The organism is Pseudoalteromonas sp. QJM3NY_12 (assembly GCF_056173165.1).
In genome coordinates this window covers 261,877-280,933 of sequence record NZ_JBWBUF010000002.1, presented here as the reverse complement: position 1 = coordinate 280,933, position 19,057 = coordinate 261,877, and the positions used below count along the sequence as shown (strand labels likewise).

Annotated in this window: 15 protein-coding genes; 10 read left to right on the top strand and 5 right to left on the bottom strand. The window is 40.0% G+C overall.

Annotated elements, in window-relative coordinates; genetic code table 11:
* The first annotated feature begins 362 nt into the window (after positions 1–362).
* From AC0VZ5_RS17100 to AC0VZ5_RS17065, 8 genes are all read left to right on the top strand, one after another.
* Positions 363–1,472: an arginase family protein gene (locus AC0VZ5_RS17100; protein ID WP_475475056.1), complete on the top strand. Its 1,110-nt coding sequence runs from the start codon at positions 363–365 to the stop codon at positions 1,470–1,472.
* A 98-nt stretch (positions 1,473–1,570) separates the two neighbouring features.
* Positions 1,571–2,272, top strand: a complete 702-nt coding sequence (locus tag AC0VZ5_RS17095; RefSeq protein WP_138606848.1) for a substrate-binding periplasmic protein — start codon at positions 1,571–1,573, stop codon at positions 2,270–2,272.
* Positions 2,273–2,350: 78 nt separating this feature from the next.
* Entirely contained in the window at positions 2,351–3,640 is a 1,290-nt protein-coding gene (paeA, locus tag AC0VZ5_RS17090; RefSeq protein ID WP_198522706.1) for a polyamine export protein PaeA, read from the top strand.
* 212 nt (positions 3,641–3,852) lie between these two features.
* Positions 3,853–5,016 (top strand): efflux RND transporter periplasmic adaptor subunit, encoded by a 1,164-nt coding sequence (locus tag AC0VZ5_RS17085; RefSeq protein WP_475475055.1) that lies wholly within the window; start codon positions 3,853–3,855, stop codon positions 5,014–5,016.
* Between the two features lie 11 nt (positions 5,017–5,027).
* Positions 5,028–8,159 carry an efflux RND transporter permease subunit gene (locus AC0VZ5_RS17080; protein WP_475475054.1) on the top strand — a complete coding sequence of 1,044 codons (3,132 nt, stop codon included), beginning with the start codon at positions 5,028–5,030 and terminating at the stop codon, positions 8,157–8,159.
* Entirely contained in the window at positions 8,159–9,568 is a 1,410-nt protein-coding gene (locus AC0VZ5_RS17075) for an efflux transporter outer membrane subunit (protein ID WP_290170827.1), read from the top strand. The genes AC0VZ5_RS17080 and AC0VZ5_RS17075 overlap by 1 nt, the downstream gene beginning before the upstream one ends.
* Positions 9,569–9,698: 130 nt before the next feature.
* A complete protein-coding gene (locus AC0VZ5_RS17070; RefSeq protein ID WP_138606858.1) occupies positions 9,699–10,319 on the top strand; it encodes a TetR/AcrR family transcriptional regulator in 621 nt (206 codons plus the stop codon).
* Positions 10,320–10,634: 315 nt separating this feature from the next.
* Positions 10,635–12,263: a diacylglycerol kinase family protein gene (locus AC0VZ5_RS17065; protein ID WP_475475053.1), complete on the top strand. Its 1,629-nt coding sequence runs from the start codon at positions 10,635–10,637 to the stop codon at positions 12,261–12,263.
* A 39-nt stretch (positions 12,264–12,302) separates the two neighbouring features.
* On the opposite strand, the gene AC0VZ5_RS17060 is transcribed toward AC0VZ5_RS17065, so the two are convergent.
* Both AC0VZ5_RS17060 and AC0VZ5_RS17055 read right to left on the bottom strand, forming a co-directional pair.
* Positions 12,303–12,614, bottom strand: coding sequence for a VF530 family protein (locus AC0VZ5_RS17060; protein WP_010389056.1), 312 nt, complete (start codon positions 12,612–12,614; stop codon positions 12,303–12,305).
* A gap of 97 nt (positions 12,615–12,711) precedes the next feature.
* The gene (locus AC0VZ5_RS17055) at positions 12,712–13,014 is read right to left on the bottom strand and encodes a DUF1496 domain-containing protein (protein WP_198522701.1); all 303 of its coding nucleotides are present in this window, start codon (positions 13,012–13,014) and stop codon (positions 12,712–12,714) included.
* Between the two features lie 104 nt (positions 13,015–13,118).
* Between AC0VZ5_RS17055 and AC0VZ5_RS17050 the strand changes: the two genes are divergently transcribed.
* Positions 13,119–13,352, top strand: coding sequence for a TIGR02647 family protein (locus AC0VZ5_RS17050; protein ID WP_008464346.1), 234 nt, complete (start codon positions 13,119–13,121; stop codon positions 13,350–13,352).
* Here AC0VZ5_RS17050 and maiA read toward each other — a convergent pair.
* A complete protein-coding gene (maiA, locus tag AC0VZ5_RS17045; protein WP_475475052.1) occupies positions 13,349–13,978 on the bottom strand; it encodes a maleylacetoacetate isomerase in 630 nt (209 codons plus the stop codon). The genes AC0VZ5_RS17050 and maiA overlap by 4 nt on opposite strands.
* Positions 13,979–13,985: 7 nt before the next feature.
* On the bottom strand, positions 13,986–15,287 hold the full coding sequence (hmgA, locus tag AC0VZ5_RS17040) for a homogentisate 1,2-dioxygenase (RefSeq protein WP_138606867.1): 1,302 nt from the start codon (positions 15,285–15,287) through the stop codon (positions 13,986–13,988).
* A 152-nt stretch (positions 15,288–15,439) separates the two neighbouring features.
* Between hmgA and AC0VZ5_RS17035 the strand changes: the two genes are divergently transcribed.
* Positions 15,440–15,871: a MarR family winged helix-turn-helix transcriptional regulator gene (locus tag AC0VZ5_RS17035; protein WP_475475051.1), complete on the top strand. Its 432-nt coding sequence runs from the start codon at positions 15,440–15,442 to the stop codon at positions 15,869–15,871.
* A gap of 48 nt (positions 15,872–15,919) precedes the next feature.
* Here the strand turns inward: AC0VZ5_RS17035 and AC0VZ5_RS17030 are convergent, their stop codons facing one another.
* Positions 15,920–19,030, bottom strand: a complete 3,111-nt coding sequence (locus AC0VZ5_RS17030; RefSeq protein ID WP_475475050.1) for a TonB-dependent receptor — start codon at positions 19,028–19,030, stop codon at positions 15,920–15,922.
* Positions 19,031–19,057 lie beyond the last annotated feature (27 nt).

The window sequence follows — 19,057 nt, the reverse complement described above, 5'->3', positions numbered from 1 at the left end:
AAGTACAGGACGGATGTCCGTATCGACTTAATTTGATTTATTCACCAACTCTGAATATTCAATCAATGACTAAAATTACGAACAAAATGAGCCAGTTGACTTGTTTGCTCAGACACTATATTCATACCTCATAGCAAACCAATAGCTAGGCTAAAGAGCCGATAGCTGTATTTTAAATTGTTTATATTCATTGGGTTAGTAAGAAAGCTTAGTTTTTATTTACCACTAACCTAAGCGAGCAAAATAAAGTTCACTGTAATTTTTAGCACACTATGCGAATAATCTGGAATTAATTCAGCGTGTGATGTTTTGCATAACTACTCAATAATAGACAAGATATTCAGATTGAAAAAGGGTTTACAATGAGCACACAATTTCAAGCATTTAAAAATAAAGTTGAGCACTGTCTATGTGCGCCTGGCGACGGTGTTTTTACGGTCAATACGGCTAAAGAACGCAAAGCAGCGCTAAGAAATAAATTATATGGACAAACTGAAAATGTCGATGTTTTATGGCGTGACTCACTTAACGATCTGCCTAATTCACCACACAAAGCAGTAATGTTAGGCATTAGCTCTGATTGCGGTGGTGGAATTTTACGTGGCGCTAATTGGGGGCCTTTATTTTTACGCTCAGCACTGATAGATCAACAAACACAATGTCGTTCGTTTGATTTAGGTGATGTACGCGTAATACCGCATTTATTACATGATAAGTATTTAAATGAGGCCACTATTACCAACTGCCAAAAAGCGCTGTACGGTACTGACAATAATGATCATTATGTGAGCCCATTGTCAATTACTGAAGATGTGTGTGACAGCTTTTATGCGACATTCCAAGACAAAGGTATTTTTGGTATTGGTGGCGACCACTCAATTAGCTACCCGTTAACAAAAGCGTACTTAAAAGCTAAACGTGAGCAAGGCAAACGTACGGCAATTATTCATTTCGATGCTCACACCGACTTACTCGTAGAGCGTTTAGGTATCGACTTATGTTTTGGCTCTTGGTGTACTCATATTTTAGAGTTCTTACCAGCGCCGCATCATTTAATCCAATTTGGTATTCGCTCAAGTGGCAAACCTAAATCACATTGGGAAAGTACTTTTGGCGTTAAACAACACTGGGCTGCTGAAATTATAGAGCGCGGTGCAGCTGCGGTTGCTGCAGATGCGATTGCGCAATTAAAAGCAGACAAGGTTGATGAAGTGTATGTGAGCTTTGATATTGATGCCCTCGATGCAGAATTTGCATCAGCAACAGGCACGCCTGAAGAAAATGGGTTAACGCCACAGCACGCGCTTGATATTTTGTCAGCGATTGCAGATGAGTTCCCTATAACGGGGGCTGATATGATGGAAATAGCTCCGTTTACTGACAGCTCTTTAGTGGGCCAATCAAGCTCTGAGACAACTCTGAGAGAAGGCGCTAAAATTTCGGCGTTTTTAATTAATGCAATGAATCGCTAATTTCAAAAGCTAAAAATTGGCTATTTGCAAATAACCCGCTATATTTAATTGGCTTTTATTAAAAAAGTGACGTCTTAAATCTAATAGAGCGGGTTATTGTGATTAAATGGTGTTTTGTATTATTACTCATTGTAAGCCAACACTGTGCGGCAAAACTCACTGTTGTAACAGAGAATTTTGCACCTGCGCAGTATCTTGATGCTAACAACAATTTAGTTGGAGATGCTGCCGATATAGTACGATTAGTGCTTGATAGTGCAGGGATTGATTATTCAATTTCAGTTCACGATTGGAGTATGACTTATAATATTGCATTGAGGGATCCCGAAACCTGTATTTTCTCAATTTCACGCTCACCTGAGCGTGAGAGTCGCTTTGTTTGGTTTGCTAAACTTGCCCAATTCGACACAAACTTTTATTCTTTTAAAAGTAAAGGCATTGTTTTAACAAGTCTAGAGCAGGCAAAACAATACAGAATTGCAGTGTTAAAAGATAACTATAGCCACCACTATTTACTCTCCCAAGGATTTAAAGAAAACGAAAACTTAATGCTGTTTAATAGTTTTGATAATATTTTTAAAATAATTCAAGCACGAAGTTCAAGCATTGATTTGGTTGTTATACCTGCGCAGAGAATAAGCCACGAACAATCTCACTTATTAAGTGAACTTCAACTCGAGTCATTGATGCCTATTAACGCCAACCAAGCCCCCTTATATTTTGCGTGTAACAAAAACCTACCGAATGAATTACAGCAGCAACTTAGCACTGCCTTTGCCTTGTATGAGTCACAACTTTAAATATCAATTGCCCTGTTTATAAAAGCGGCTATAATCCAGCTGCTTTTGCTAATAAAAGCGATTATTTTGGAGTTATAAATGGGTGATTTAATCGGGATTGCATTATTAATCTTGATGAGTGCGTTATTTGCGATGTCAGAAATTTCGATCGCCGCTTCACGCAAAATAAAATTAAGGGTTATGGCCGACGAAGGAAATGTGCAAGCTCTGGCGGTTTTAAAACTGCAAGAGCAGCCAGGGGCTTTTTTTGCCATGATCCAAATTACGCTTAATGCGATTGCCATATTAGGTGGGATTGTTGGTGAGCAGGCATTATCGCCTTACGTGCAAGAAATACTGCAGTTATTTTATCAGGGGCCGTTGCTTGGCCAAATTAGCTTTTTACTGTCGTTTTTAATTATTACCTCATTATTCATATTATTTGCTGATTTGCTTCCAAAGCGTTTAGCAATGATTTTACCTGAGGCTGTTGCTGTGCGTGTAGTTACAATTATGCGTTGGGTCACTTTCGCGCTCACACCGCTGGTATTATTTTTTAACGGCTTAACCAATATAGTATTACGAGTATTCAAAGTACCGAGTGAGCGTGAGGATATAGTGACTACTGAAGATATTGTTGCCATGATGGATGCGGGTGCCGAATATGGCAGCCTTCAACAGCAGGAATATGACTTAATTGGTAATGTATTTGATTTAGAAGCGCGCTTTTTATCAAGCGTGATGTCGCCACGAGAGCAAATAGTTTACTTTGATATTGATGAGTCGAGTGAAGATATAGCCAATAAAATTATAGAGCATCCACATAATCACTTTTTAGTGTGTAAAGGCAACCTTGATAAATTAATTGGCTCGGTTGAGTCAAAAGATATTTTACGCCAAGTGCTTAAAGGTGAGGCGGCAAATATTAATGCGGATATGCTTGATAAAGATATTTTTTACTTACCAGAAACACTGAGCTTATCTGAGTCGCTAAATGCGTTTAAAACTGCCGTTCATCCTTTTGCTGTGGTGGTCAATGAATATGCGCTAGTGGTTGGGATAGTGACAGTTAAAGATTTAATGAAAGGCTTTATGGGTGATTTAATCACGCATCAAAGTGAGGAGTTAATCATTGAACGCGACGCTAATTCTTGGTTGGTCGATGGTTTAACACCTATTGTTGAATTAGCTAAGGTATTAGAAATTGATGAATTCCCTGAGCAAAACCATTATGAAACGGTTGCCGGGTATTTAATTTATACCATGAAGCATATTCCCAAACGTGCAGAATTTGTTTTATTTTCTGGCTTTAAATTTGAAGTAGTGGATGTAGAAGGTATTCGTATAGAGCAATTACTTGTCTCTAGGGTGAATCCTGATAGTGAATAAGAGCCGCTAAAATTAAATTATTGATTAACGGCAGCCAATGCATTGGCTGCCTTTTTTATGGGTGTTACTGATATAGCAAAACTATTGTTTGAGTTTATTTGCTGACAACTATAGTCAATTGTAAAAATGTGTAAATGTTGCTCAGTGGCTATTTTTAATTGTTGTACTATAGTTTAGAATGATCGTTCATTCTAAACTAAAAGGTATTTAACATGCAGCGCTCCCGCATCGCTTTTTTTGTATTTTCAGCCCTCGTTGGTTCTGTTGCTTTAAGTGGCTGCGATCAGGTAGCTGAGCAACCCAGTGCTTCTGCCCCTGCAGCGACTCCTGTTGGAGTTGTCACATTAAAAAGCCAAGCAATAACACTTAAAAAAGAATTACCAGGGCGTGTAAGTGCGTTTCAAATTGCTGAAATTCGTCCTCAGGTAAGTGGAATTGTGCAATCACGCTTATTTGAAGAGGGTACTCAGGTTGAAAAAGATCAAGCGCTTTACCAAATCAACCCTGATATTTTTGAAGCAGAATTAGCCGCCAGTAAAGCGGCGGTTGCTCGCGCAGAAGCGAGTATTGCTAGCAGTAAATCTAAAGCGTCTCGTTATAAAGAGTTATTAGCAATTAAAGCCGTAAGCCAGCAAGATTTTGACGAAGCTGATGCTGCTTCTAAGCAAGCCTCTGCAGAATTATTAACGGCACAAGCGCAGTTAAAAAGTGCGCAAATTAACCTTGATTATAGCCATGTTTCTTCGCCAATTAGCGGCCAGATTAGTAAATCAAGCGTGACGGTAGGCGCATTAGTTAGCGCAGGCCAAACAAGCGCACTGGCAACGGTTACGCAACTTGACCCCATTTATGTTGATTTAACCCAATCAAGTAATGAGCTAACTAAACACAAAAGAGCGCTAGCATCAGGTGCTTTAGGTGTCGACTCTACAACACAAACCGATGTAGAACTAATAATGGAAGATGGCTCAGTATATCCTCATAAAGGTACATTACAGTTCTCAGAAGTGACCGTTGATCCAAGTACTGGGTCAGTGACTTTACGTGCTAAGTTTCCAAACCCTGAAAAGCTATTACTACCAGGTATGTATGTGCGTGCTGAGGTGGTTGAAGGTGTTAAGTCAGACGCAATATTAGCCCCACAACGTGGTGTGAGCCGTAATACCAAAGGTGAACCTACAGCTATGGTTGTTAGCAAAAACAATACAGTTGAAAGCCGTGTGTTAAAAGTAGAGCGAACTTTAGGCGCTAATTGGTTGGTGAGCGAAGGCTTAGCCGATGGCGACCAATTGATTGTGGAAGGGCTACAAAAGATTCGCCCAGGTGCACCTGTTACGGCAACTGCTGTGAAGCCTTCTGCAAATAACAGCCAATAACGGAGAGTTTTATGTCACGATTTTTTATCGATAGGCCTATTTTTGCTTGGGTATTGGCGATTGTGGTTATGCTTGCGGGTATTATTGCCGTTAAAAGCCTACCTGTTGCTCAGTATCCGTCTATTGCGCCGCCAGCGATTACCATTACGGCTAACTACCCAGGTGCATCTGCACGTACATTAGAAGACTCGGTAACTCAGGTTATTGAGCAAAAAATGAAAGGCTTAGATGGCTTGTTATACATGTCATCAACCTCACAGTCCAGCGGTTCAGCAACGCTGACATTAACATTTGATGCCGAGACCGATCCAGACATTGCCCAAGTTCAAGTACAAAATAAATTAGCGACCGCTACGCCATTATTGCCGGAAGAAGTACAGCGCCAAGGTGTGGTAGTGGCTAAATCATCATCAAGCTTTTTACTGGTTGTTGGTTTTGTGTCGCAAGATGGCAGTATGACTAATATTGATATTGGAGACTATGTATCGTCGAACGTGCAAGACATTGTGTCGCGTGTAGACGGTGTAGGTGAAGTGGAGCTGTTTGGCTCTCAATATGCAATGCGTATTTGGCTCGATCCGGCTAAATTACAAAACTATAAGCTAACCCCCAGCGATGTATCAGCAGCAATTAAAGCACAAAATGCACAGGTGTCAGCAGGTCAGCTAGGTGGTATGCCGTCACTTGCTGGGCAGCAGCTTAATGCGACTGTCACTGCGCAAAGTCGATTACAAAAACCAGAGCAGTTCAGAGATATTTTAGTAAAAACTAACAGCGATGGTTCGGTTGTTCGCTTACAAGATGTTGCCGAAGTTGAACTTGGCGGTGAAAGCTACGGTGTGGTTGCTCGTTTTAATGGTAAACCAGCATCGGGACTCGGTGTAAAGTTAGCCAGTGGCGCTAATGCACTTGATACCGCGCAAGGAGTAAAGGATGCGCTTGAAGAGCTTAAGCCTTTTTTCCCACAAGGGCTTGAAGCGGTTGTGCCTTATGACACTACTCCCTTTGTTGCACTTTCAATTGAAAAAGTAGTTCATACATTAATAGAAGCCGTTGTTTTGGTATTTGTTGTGATGTACTTATTTTTACAAAACTTTAGAGCAACTATTATCCCAACAATTGCCGTGCCTGTAGTACTGCTAGGTACATTTGGCGTTCTATTTACCTTTGGGTATTCAATTAATACGCTCACTATGTTTGCCATGGTACTGGCCATTGGTCTGTTGGTCGATGACGCGATAGTGGTAGTTGAAAACGTAGAACGTTTAATGACAGAAGAAAAGCTCTCTGCGGTCGAAGCAACGCGAAAGTCTATGGATGAAATTAAGGGCGCGCTCGTGGGTATTGCCATGGTGCTGTCGGCGGTATTTATTCCTATGGCATTTTTTAGTGGCTCTACAGGGGTTATTTATCGTCAGTTTTCTATAACGCTGGTAACAGCAATGGGATTGTCGGTATTAGTGGCGCTTATTTTAACACCTGCATTGTGTGCTACGTTATTAAAACCGAGTCATGTGCATACTGATGGTACCTTTATTGGCCGTTTTTTCTCAGGCTTCAACCGTGGTTTTGATAAAACTAATAGAGGTGCACAAAGCTTTGTTGGGCGAATGATCAAGCACTCTAAACGTTATTTGCTTAGTTATGTTTTGATTGTCGGTGGTATGGTCACTATTTTTTCAAGCTTACCCACTGCGTTTTTACCGGACGAAGACCAAGGTATTCTGTTTAGCCAAGTGATGCTGCCAGCAGGTTCTACAACAGAGCAAACGCTTGAAGTGGTTAAAAAAGTAGAAAACCATTATTTAGAAGAACAATCTGAAGCTGTTGCCTCAATTTTCACGGTTACCGGTTTTAGTTTTGCAGGCTCAGGACAAAACTCAGCCATTGGTTTTGTGAGCTTAAAGCACTGGGATGAGCGCCAACGTGACGACTTATCAGTGGGAGCGGTTGCAGGAAAAGGCATGGGCTATTTTTCAACGATAAAAGAGGCGTTTGTGTTTGCATTCCCACCTCCGGCTATTATTGAACTTGGCACTGCGAATGGTTTTAATATGTTTTTACAAGACCGAGTTGGTTTAGGACACGATGAATTATTAAAAGCGCGTAATCAGTTATTGGGTATGGCAAGTCAAAGCCCAATCCTGGCAGGTGTTCGTCCTAATGGCCAAGAAGATATGCCTGAATTACAACTGGATATTGACCTTGCAAAAGCTGAAGCGCTTGGTTTATCACAAGGTGATATTAACAGTACACTTTCGACTGCTTGGGGTAGTAGTTATGTGAACGATTTTATCGACCGTGGCCGCGTTAAAAAGGTATATTTGCAAAGTAAGGCTGATGCTCGCATGGTACCTGAGGATCTAAATAAGTGGTATGTACGAAATAAAAACGGAGACATGGTGCCATTCTCAGCGTTTGCTAGTTCGTATTGGTCTTATGGCTCACCTCGTTTAGAGCGCTATAATGGTTTTTCAGCTATGGAAATTCAAGGTAGTGCTGCGCCAGGTTACAGTACAGGTGAAGCTATGGATGAAATGGAGCGCTTAGTAAAGCAATTACCTAATGGTATTGCCTCTGAATGGACTGCTATTTCATACCAAGAACGTTCAAGTGGTGGTCAAGCGCCGCTTCTTTATGGCCTTTCACTATTATTTGTATTTTTGTGTTTAGCAGCACTTTATGAAAGTTGGTCTATCCCATTTGCAGTAATGATGATTGTACCTCTGGGTATATTGGGGGCTGTTATGGCTGCTTTTTTAGGTAATTTATCAAATGATATTTACCTACAAGTTGGTTTATTAACCACCATAGGGCTTGCCTCTAAAAATGCGATATTAATTGTTGAATTTGCTAATCATAAAATGGATGAAGGCCTGAGCTTAGTTGATTCAGCCATTGCAGCCGTACGACTTCGTTTACGCCCTATTTTAATGACCTCAATGGCATTCATCTGTGGTGTACTACCGCTTGCAATAGCCTCCAGTGCAGGCTCTGGTGCACAAAACGCCTTAGGTATCTCAATCATTGGTGGAACACTAGCGGCTTCATCATTGGTGGTGATTTTTGTACCCTTATTTTTTGTTTTAGTGCGTAGACTATTTTCAGGAAAAGTTAAAACTACCTCGCAGGAGGAAGCATAATGAGTGTAAGAGCAATCAGTTTTAATGCTTTAACTTTAGCCATTTTATCTGGATGTCAGTTAGCTCCTCAGCAAGAAGCGCTTAATTTACCTGTCCCTGATGCGTATGCATCAGAGGCAGGCAAAGGGCAAGTTTCATCATTAAAATGGCAGCAGTTTTTTAATGATGAAAAGCTCAAAGCACTGATATCACAAAGCCTTGAGCACAATAAAGATCTGCAAATAGCAGCGCTTAATGTAGAGCGAGTACGTGGTTTATACCAAATTCAAGACTCGGCTTTGTATCCGTCACTTGATTTAAACGCGACGGGAAGTCGTCAGCGTTTACCTGCTGATTTATCAGCCAGCAGTCAGCCTCAAATTAGCTCCCAATACAGTGCAACTGTGGGTATGACCGCTTATGAGTTAGATTTATGGGGCAAAGTGCGTAATCAATCAGAGCAAGCACTTCAAACGCTTTACTCTACGCAGCTTAGTGAATATGGCATGCAGGTGTCGTTAATTTCTGAACTGGCAAATGCGTGGCTTAATTATGCGACCGATCAGCAATTACTTGCTTTGGCTCAAGAGACATTGTCATCGCAGCAAGCGTCTTTATCTTTAACGCAAAAAAGTGTTGATTTAGGTGCAGCATCTGAAATTACGCTAGAGCAATTAAAAAGTACCGTAGCTACTGCAAAGGTTGATATTGCAACGTATAAGCGTTTATTAAAACGTGATAAAAATGCGCTTGATTTATTAGTAGGTAAACCGGTGAGTCAGGACTTACTACCGACTAAAGAGTTGAACACATTACTTGATTTACCCGCTGTTCCTGTCGGTCTTCCATCTGATTTACTAACACAGCGCCCTGATATAAAAGCGGCTGAGCACCAATTATTTGCTGCAAATGCCAATATAGGTATTGCGCGTGCGGCGTTTTACCCAAGTATTAGTTTAACAGCCAATGCAGGGAGTGCATCACGTGATTTAAGTAATTTATTTGATGCTGGGTCAGGCACATGGAGCTTTATGCCTTCGGTAAATTTACCTATTTTTAATATGGGACGTAACCAAGCTAATTTAGATGTCGCTAATGCAGAGCAGCAAGTTGCTGTAGCAACGTATCAGCAAAAAATTCAGCAAGCGTTTCGCGAAGTTGCTGATGTGCTTGCTGATAGAGAAGGTTTCAATGCCCAATTAAATGCGCTTGAACAGCTACTACAAAGCCGAAAAATAACCTATGACCTATCACAGGCGCGATACGATAAAGGGGTCGATAGCTTTTTGCAAGTGCTCGACGCTCAGCGAACATGGTATAGCGCAAAGCAACAACTGATCACCGGTCAACAAGCGCTGCTTGCAAGTCAAATTAACTTGTACAAAGCTGTTGGCGGTGGATGGGAAGTAACTACTCCTCAAAATAACTAATATGCATAAAACTAATTAGTTATGGCAGATTTATCCGTAGTAAAGTAATACTGTTTAACGCTTATCTCTATATTTTTTAGGGATAAACGTTAAACATTTCGAGTCTAGTGACTCGATAATGGAGTGTCGAATGAATTCTAAAAATAAAAAACACCTTGATCCGGTGCAAGCACAAGCGCGTCGTGAACAGGTATTAACAGCTGCTGCGGATTGTTTTCGTCGCAAAGGCTACCATGGCGCCGGTATGGCTGAAATAGCAAGAACAGCAGGTATGAGTGCAGGCCATATTTATAACTATTTTGATAGTAAAGAAGCAATAATCGAGCGTATTATTGAAAAAGATATGGAAGAAATGTTTTCTATATTTCAAGAGTTTGAAGAACAACCCGGTGACATTTTAACGGTGTTACTTGATGGTCTACATCATGGCGTACAGCGTCATATGGACACCGGAGCCAGCGTTATTGACCTAGATATGATGGCAGAGGCTAGTAGAAATAAAAAAGTTGCTTTGCTACTACGTGATGCTGACACGCAAGCGCGTAACAGAATGCGGGATCTATTAGTGAGTGAAAGTAGCTTAATAAAATCACATTCTGAGCAAGAATTAGAAAGCCGTATTAATGTGATTTTCTCAGTGATGGCCGGATTGTTATTACGAAAAATGCTGTTTCCTGAGTTAACAGAAGAGACCGTGCTTATTGCACTACGTCCAGCAATGAAAACATTACTTATGCCATTTGATAATTAATACACTGAGTTATTAAGTTACTATGAATATTTGACCCTTACTATTGTAAAAAAGAAAGGGCTAGCCTTATATACAAATAGTTTATGGCCAATATCATAAATAAAGACTAGCATTGAGTTGCTAAAACAGGAAAACAAAAATAAAGATATAGTTATTTATTATCAATAACTTAATGTTTTTTAGCTGGTTTTATGTGAGCTTGCGCTAAAGAGCTAAACACAGTAAATAAGAATAGTTGCTTTTTGGCGTGCTACTTGCAATCTTCGAGCTATATTAAAAGCGTTAATTTTGCGCTAACAACTTTAAGGAGAGCACATGTGGGCTGCAGTAAGTTATCTTGTAACAGCATTGGTATTTATAGTATTGGGATTAACGGTTAACTCCATTTACTTTGCAGTTGCGTTTTTTTGGACCGCACTTTCGCTACTATTAGTCAGCGGTGCTTATTTTTTTAACGCAGGGAAAGTATTTAGAAAACGCGAAAATGGCGTTATCCCTTTTTACATTCGCTGGGCCTTTGTGCCTTTTTTATTAGGTGCGCAAATTTATAATGCGTGGTCACGTAAGCGTGACAAAGTACCCCCTATTCAGCAAATAAACGATAACCTATTTTTAGCATGTCGTTTATTCCCATCGGATATAGACACATTGAAAGAAAATGGCATCACCGCTATTTTGGACGTTACCTGTGAATTTGATGGCCTTGAATGGACATCTACCCAAGAAAATATCGATTATTTAAATATTCCTGTTCTTGATCACAGTGTGCCTACACACTCACAGTTAAACCAAGCCATTAACTGGATACATCATCAAATTAAAAAAGACCGTCGTGTTGTGGTGCATTGTGCATTAGGGCGTGGACGCTCGGTGTTTGTTATGGCGGCATATTTATTGAGTCAAAATAAGGACGCGGATGTACATGATATTCTTGCACAAATAAAAGAAACACGTGAAACTGCCAATCTTAATAAACGCCAATTACGCCATTTAGTTAAGCGCCACCGTAAGGGGGAGCTACTGATAAAAAACAAAGCGTACTTAATTGCTAACCCGGTATCAGGTACTAAGTTGTGGTCTGAAAAAGAGCATTTAATTATTGCGCGTTTATCTGCGTATTACGATTTAACCATTTTAAAAACTTCGCCAGAACAAAATGGCATTACATTGGCTAAACAGGCTATAGAAAGCAACCCCGATATTATTATTGCTTGTGGTGGCGATGGAACTGTAACTGAGGTTGCTAGTGTGTTGGTGGGTACGTCTTGTCGATTAGGAATAATACCACTGGGCACAGCAAATGCGCTCGCTCATGTATTAATGGGGATAAAATCTAAATTTATTCCTGTTGAGCAAGCATGTGATTTAATCATTGATGGTCAAGCTAACCTTATTGATACCGCGTATTGTAATGATGAGCTGATGCTATTATTAATTGGTATTGGCTTTGAGCATGCAATGATTGAAAAAGCAGATCGAGAGTCTAAAAATAAATCAGGTCAACTGGCTTATTTAAATGGTTTTTTACACTCATTTGGCGAAAATAAAGCGCAACAGCTGATAGTTAAATTAGATGATAATGAGCCTGAGACTATTAATACAAATAGTTTTATTGTGGCAAATGCTGCGCCATTTACTACGTTATTAGCACAAGGGGGCGGGCAACCCGATCACCGCGATGGGTTATTGGATGTAAATTGGTTAACGCCAAACAAAGATAATGAAACCACGGTATTAAGTATTGCTGAGCTGATGTTTAGCAGTATTACGCAAACGCATCTTGCTATTAACTCGCATTATACCAATGCAAAACGTGTAGAAATAAGCGCAGATGAAACGCTAAATTACGTGATTGATGGCGAGGTTAAATCTGCAGATAAAGTGGTGGTGAGCATTAACCCTGCGTCGCTAAATGTAATATGCCAAGAGCAAACACCTGATTAGAAAGGCGTATGTATTACGCCATTGCTATTTTTGAGCCTTTTATTTTTTAATAGAAGGCCATACAAAACCTGATGTATCAGGTTGTGAGGATTCTGACTGCTTAGTCGGTTTATTTCTAGGCTTACGTAACGGCTTGTTATTAATGGTATGGATATAAAGCGCTTCTACTTTATCTCTTGCCCAAGGCGTTTTACGTAAAAATTTTAAGCTTGATTTTATACTTGGCGAATCTGTAAAACATTTGATATTTACTTGTTCGCCCATTGCTTTGAAGCCTAAACGTTGTTCTAGTTCAACAAGGATTTGCTCTAAAGTTACCCCATGAAGCGGGTTTTTTGGTTGATTATTCATAGTCACACTGCTTTTTTAAACTGCATGTATTGTAACGTATCCCACCGCATCTTAATAGTTTGGAGATGGCTGGCAAATTTCAGATTGTTAATCTTGATTAATTTACAGTAATCGTAGAAGGCTTCTTGGGATAAATAAGGTTTCCTTGTTTATCGAGTTTTAGCCAAATTAACTGACTGTTGTTATGTTGGGGGTATTTAGCAGCACAAATAAGGGTAACAGAATGAACTTGCAGTATGGCACCTTCGCTATAGCGTTTATTATCATACCAGCACTCAGTGTTAGTGTTTATAAGCTGGGTAGCATCAACAATAGGAAGCGTTCTTGTTGTGTTAGCGTAGCTTAAAGCTGAAAAACACAAGCATAAAACAGCAATAATAAAAGTAAAATAATAACGCATGAATAACCTCAAGGTGTTTAAAATAACTACACTTAGCAAAAAAACATGCTAGGGTAAGTAAGACAACTTCAGTAAAACACAGAACAATAAAAAGGTGAACACATATGCTATTTAATCAAACGATGATTGACGAATTTACACTACTTGCCAAATTCCCACGCGAAAGCAAAATGCAGGGCATTAAACTCCATTCAGATGCTGAACCCGCTTTACTGAGTGCAGCACAACGTTTGTTTGATAAAGGAGTTATTGATAGCCCAGATGGCGGTTATTTAACTGATCTGGGCTTAGACTTAATTGAGCACGTCACTGTAATACACAGTGCGTTAAAAAGTTAGTTTGCGTCGGGTTGATTTTCTGGGGCTGCATCAATAAAGGCGGCCAATTCATTACAACGCTGATAAATGGCTGCTATTTTAGGGTAGGCAGCCATATCTACTTTAAAGCGAATGGCATTAAATACCTGTGGCACTAAACATACATCGGCTAAGCTTGGCGAGTCGCCTGCGCAAAATGTATTTTTGCTATCGAGCATTTGTTCAATTTTTTCAAAACCAACTTCAACCCAGTGTCGGTACCACTTATTTTTTGCTTCATCATCAACATTAAGTTCACTACTTAAATATTTAAGCACTCGCAAATTATCAATAGGATGGATATCACAGGCAATTGCATAACTTAAATTGCGAATGTGTGCTTTTTGCCAAGCATTACCTTGTAGTAATGGTGTTTCAGGGTATTGCTCTTCAAGGTACTCTAAAATTGCTAGAGATTGACCTAATACGCCGTCTTCTGTTTCTAAAGTCGGTAACAGCCCTTGTGGGTTTTTTTGTAAGTAATCTGTGCTTTGCTGTTCTGATTTTAATAAGTTAACAGGTACCAATTGATGATCAATATTTTTTAGATTTAATGCGATTCGAACACGATACGCTGCAGATGAGCGAAAATAAGTATAAAGCTTCATAATCTAATTATCCTTGATTGCCATTAAAGTGTTTTTTGATTGTGCGCCAGCAATCAGTGTAATTAGCTTGGCGCTCTTTACCTTCTAATGCGTATTTAGTCGGCGATATTACATAACGTGACTCAAACATAAACGCCAACGTATTATCGTAGCGTTGTGGCTCTAAATCGGCGTTTGACGCTTTTTCAAATACGTCTGCTTCAGGACCATGCGGCGACATACAGTTATGTAAGCTCATGCCACCTGGCACAAAGCCATGCTCTTTTGCATCATATACCCCTTCTATTAAGCCCATAAACTCACTCATAATATTACGGTGATAGTAAGGTGGGCGGAAGGTGTTTTCAGCCACCATCCAACGCGGTGGGAAAATAGCAAAATCGATATTCGCAACGCCCTCAGTACCCGATGGTGAAGTGAGTACGGTAAAAATTGAAGGGTCGGGGTGATCAAAGCTAACGGTATTCATGACATTAAAGCGAGCTAAGTCGTATTTATAAGGCGCACTGTTGCCTGTCCAAGCAACAACATCAAGGGGAGAGTGACCAATATCACAACGGAACATATTGCCATTAAATTTAGCAATTAGTTCGAAATCACCTTCAATATCTTCAAAAGCCGCTACTGGATATTGAAAGTCACGATCATTCGCATAACCGTTGGCGCCCACAGGGCCGCGCTCAGCAAGGACATAGGCATGGCCGTAGTTTTCACAAATATAGCCACGCGCAGTATCGGTTAGTAACATTACTTGAAATTTAATACCACGCGGAATAACGGCAATTTCGCCTGCTTTAATAGTTAAATGCCCAAGTTCTGTTTTAAGTAGTAGTTCACCTTGTTGCGGTACAAATAACATTTCGCCATCGGCGTTATAAAAAAAGCGCTTGTCCATTGATTTATTGGCAACATAAACATGAATACCAATACCGGCTTGCCCATTGGCGCTGCCATTTGCAGCCATAGTGATTAAGCCATCGATAAAGTCAATGGGTTCTGCTGGTATATCAATGGGATCCCAACGCAGCATGGTTGGTGGAGTCGGTACTTCAGTAATGGGAGCGGTTCTAATTAAGCCATTGTCTATGGCTGTATAATCGCCCTGCACAACCGATGGGCGAATACGATACATCCAAGTGCGGCGGTTATCGGCCCGAGGAGCGGTAAATGCAGTGGTACTGAATTGCTCTGCGTATAAATCATATTTTACTTTTTGCGGACTGAATTGCCCAATCGGTAATGCACCAGGCAGCGCTTCGGTTTCAAATTCATTGCCAAAGCCGGTCATGTAGTTTAATTGTGTCGCCATTACTGACTCCTGTAAAAATGGGGGAGTGTTATATTTTTGTTATTTACGCTAAGATACTCTCAAGTGAGACTAATATCAAATGCACTGATTATGACCATTGTAAATAAAAGTGAACAGATAAAAGTCGTATGTAAATAAACAAGTGATTTAACATGAAAATAGATTTAACGACATTTTTGCCCTATCAATTAACACACTTAGCAACTCAGGTAAGTAATGATTTCTCGAGCATTTATAAAAAAGAGTTTGATTTAACAATTCCTCAGTGGCGAATAATTGCTAATTTAGCGCAATTAGGTCAAAGCACAGCAAAGCAGTTATGTACTCAAGCGGATATGGATAAGTCGACAGTATCAAGAGCGGTAAAAGCGCTAATAGATGAAGGGCTTATTTATAGCGAGTTAAATAAGTATGATAAGCGCGCTGCATTTTTGATGTTAAGTGATAAGGGCATAGCTTTGTACGAAAAAATAACACCACAGGCATTGCAGTGGGAGCGTGCATTATTAAGCTGCTTGTCGGATGATGAACGACATCAGTTAATCGCCATTTTTGAAAAATTAAAAAATAAATTACAGGCATAAAAAAGCCCACAAAGTGGGCTTTTAAATACACTAATTTAATTAATCAAATTAGAACGTGTAACGAACACCTACACGCATTTCCCATAAAGAGGCATCGCGTTGTACAGATTGCTCAGCACTACGTGCACTGAAGTCTGAGTAAACGTATTGACCTTGATCATTTACGTCAATTTTAAGCATTCTATTACCAACGAAAGAGCCTTTTCTTAATACACCCCAGTCATCGTTTAACATATTCGTTAAGTTATCGATTACGAAGAATGCTTCACCTTTATGGCCATCCATAAAGCCAGGTAACTCTTGAGTAATTTTAAAGTTAAATTTAACGAACCAATCAGAGTTCTGTTGGTTACGACCAGTGATTTCACCACGTTTAAGACCTTCAGATGCAATAAAGTCGTTAAACTCATTGATTTCATCAGCACTCATGTTGTAAACAACATTAGGGTCGTTTTCAAGTGGTACATACAATAATTGACGCGAGCGATTAGAGTTTGCGTCACCAAATTTGCTATCACTTCCGTTGAATGTAAAGCTATATGGTAAACCTTTGTATGCTTCACCAAATAGGTTGAAGCGAGTATTATAACCATCAAAGAACTCGTGCTTATAACCTAGGTTTAATGTAAAGCGATGTGGGATTTCGTAATCAGATGATGCTACGCCAGGATTACCCGGGTTTGATGTTGCTAGGTTACCGTAGTTTGAGCTGGCTACAGAACTAGTCATTGGGTTTACATCATCAGCATCGGTATAAGCGTAAGAGAACTGCATACTTATGCCGTTATCGAATGCTTTGCTTACTGCAGCTGAAATAATTGATGATGAACCGCTATCACCGTTAACATTAGTCAATAACAGCTCGCCATTACGACCTTCAATTGATTCATACAAAGGACGACCGTCAAAACTTACTTCACCAGCAGAGCGAAGTGCGATATCTCGTAATGTCGCTGCATCGCGCTTATCAGTGTAAAGGTAATCTAGAGCAATTACATAATCGTTTTCAGTTGTATATGTTGCACCTAATGAATATTTCCATTCTGATGGGATTTCAAAGTTAGGATCAACAGCATTCACTGTTCCGTCACCTGAACCGATTGGTGTGTTAGCGACTTTATCAAACTGAGATTTCGGAATATCAAAACCTGGGCCCGCACCCGTAACTGTAACATTTTCAGGAGCGAATAAATCCACACTACCAAATTGATGAGCACTAATATTAGTAATACCATCATTTGAGTAAGAGTTAGATAGCCATACATTTGGGTTACCGCCTGAGAACAAGCCAACCCCTGCACGCACTTCTAGTTCATCTGTTGCAAACCACTCAAAGCCTACACGTGGTTGAATTAGATCAATACCATCAAACGTTGACTGATTGCTAAAACCGTAACGATCAGTAAAGTTTTGGTTGAAAGTAGGTTTATCATCGCTTGAATAACTATCGTAACGAAGACCAAATGTTAATGATGCATCGATATCTGAAAAACTGTATTCATCTTGTACATAGAATGTATTTTGTGAATAAGCGAAGCTAGCAGCCGCATCTGTTGGGTCATTTGTGCCAGCTGCATTATTATAATACACAGCACTTGCTATACCTTGCTCGTAATCATCGATAGATGCAAAGCGCCATTCACCTTCAGTGTGTTGTACGAATTGGTTAAATACTTCTAACTTTTCATACTCAAAACCAGCGGTAATAGTGTGCTGATCAAGGTAGTAAGTACCTGAAAATTTAGCTGTTGTAGTGTCGTAGTTTAAATCATTTGATTGACGAGAATCATCAGGACCAACGTACACAGTGGCAGCTGTAGTATTGATTTGGAACTCACCAAAGCCACTTGCCGCGTCTAAAGATTCAACACGAGCGTCAAGCTCTGATTTACCTAGGCGAACTTCAGTTGAAAAATCGTCATTCCAATCAGAGTAAAGTGATGCAACGATTGAAGTAAACTCAGCACCTTGCTCATAAAAGTGGCTGTCAAATGCGAGCTCATCACCATCAGCATCTGATTGCGATAAGGTAAAGCCATCATTGTAGTTATAAATTAGGTTAGCACGATGATCATCATTGATGTTCCAGTCTAACTTCACTAAGATTTTTTCATCTTCTACCGGTGAGCTTGCTGGTGTTGCACCGGCTTCGTAACCATAAACATCACGTGTAATTTGTTTAATACGCTCGATGTCAGCTGACGATACTAACGATGAATAGTTAAACTGTTTAACACCTTCAAGTTTTTCGTAAGAAGTGAACAAGAAAAGTGTATCATTGATTAGCGGTAAACCAACGTTAAAGCCATAACGTTTTTCACTGTAATCACCGTTATCAACGTCATCACCTTCAATCTTATCGCCTTTCATTGAATCGTTAGTGTAATCGTAGAATACACCACCGTGAATGTCGTTGCCGCCAGATTTAGTAACCGCATTAATGTTACATGATGTGAAACCACCATATTGAACATCAAATGGTGCTAATTCTACTGCTACTTGCTCGATTGAATCAAAAGAGAACGGAGCGCGAATAGTAGGATAACCGTTTGAGCTTAAGCCAAAGTTATCGTTCATGCGAACGCCATCAAGGGTTAAGCTGTTAAAGCGTGGGTTACCACCACCACAGTTGATTGAACCACGGCTATCATCAATAGCAACACGAGGGTCAATACGAATAATATCTTTTAAATCACGGTTAATAGCTGGTTGATTTTCAAGATCGCTTAACGTGAATGTTGAAGCAGGACCCGTACCACCAGACATAGTGCTGATTGGTCGGCCAGTTACTACAATTTGCTCAATATCAGAGATATTTTCAAGTGAAGTATTAACAGGGTAGTCGCTACCAATGTTCAAGATAATATTATTGAACTCTTGATCTGCATAAGTGTCAGAATCTACAACTACTTTATATGGACCACCAACACGAAGGCCTTTTGCTGTGAAGTAACCAGCGTCGTTAGTCTCAGTTGTTTTAACTGAGCCTGAAGGAACGTGTAGGATAGTAATTTTAGTTCCTGCAGCAGGGTTACCGTTAGGACCTTTTATTTGACCTTTAATTGCTGAGGTTGTTTCGTTTGCAATTGCAGCACCACTCACACCAACACATGCCGCTATAGCAAGTGATAGAGCCGTTTTGCGAAGTTGAATTTTCATTTTATTTTCCCGTGTAGTTAAATAAAC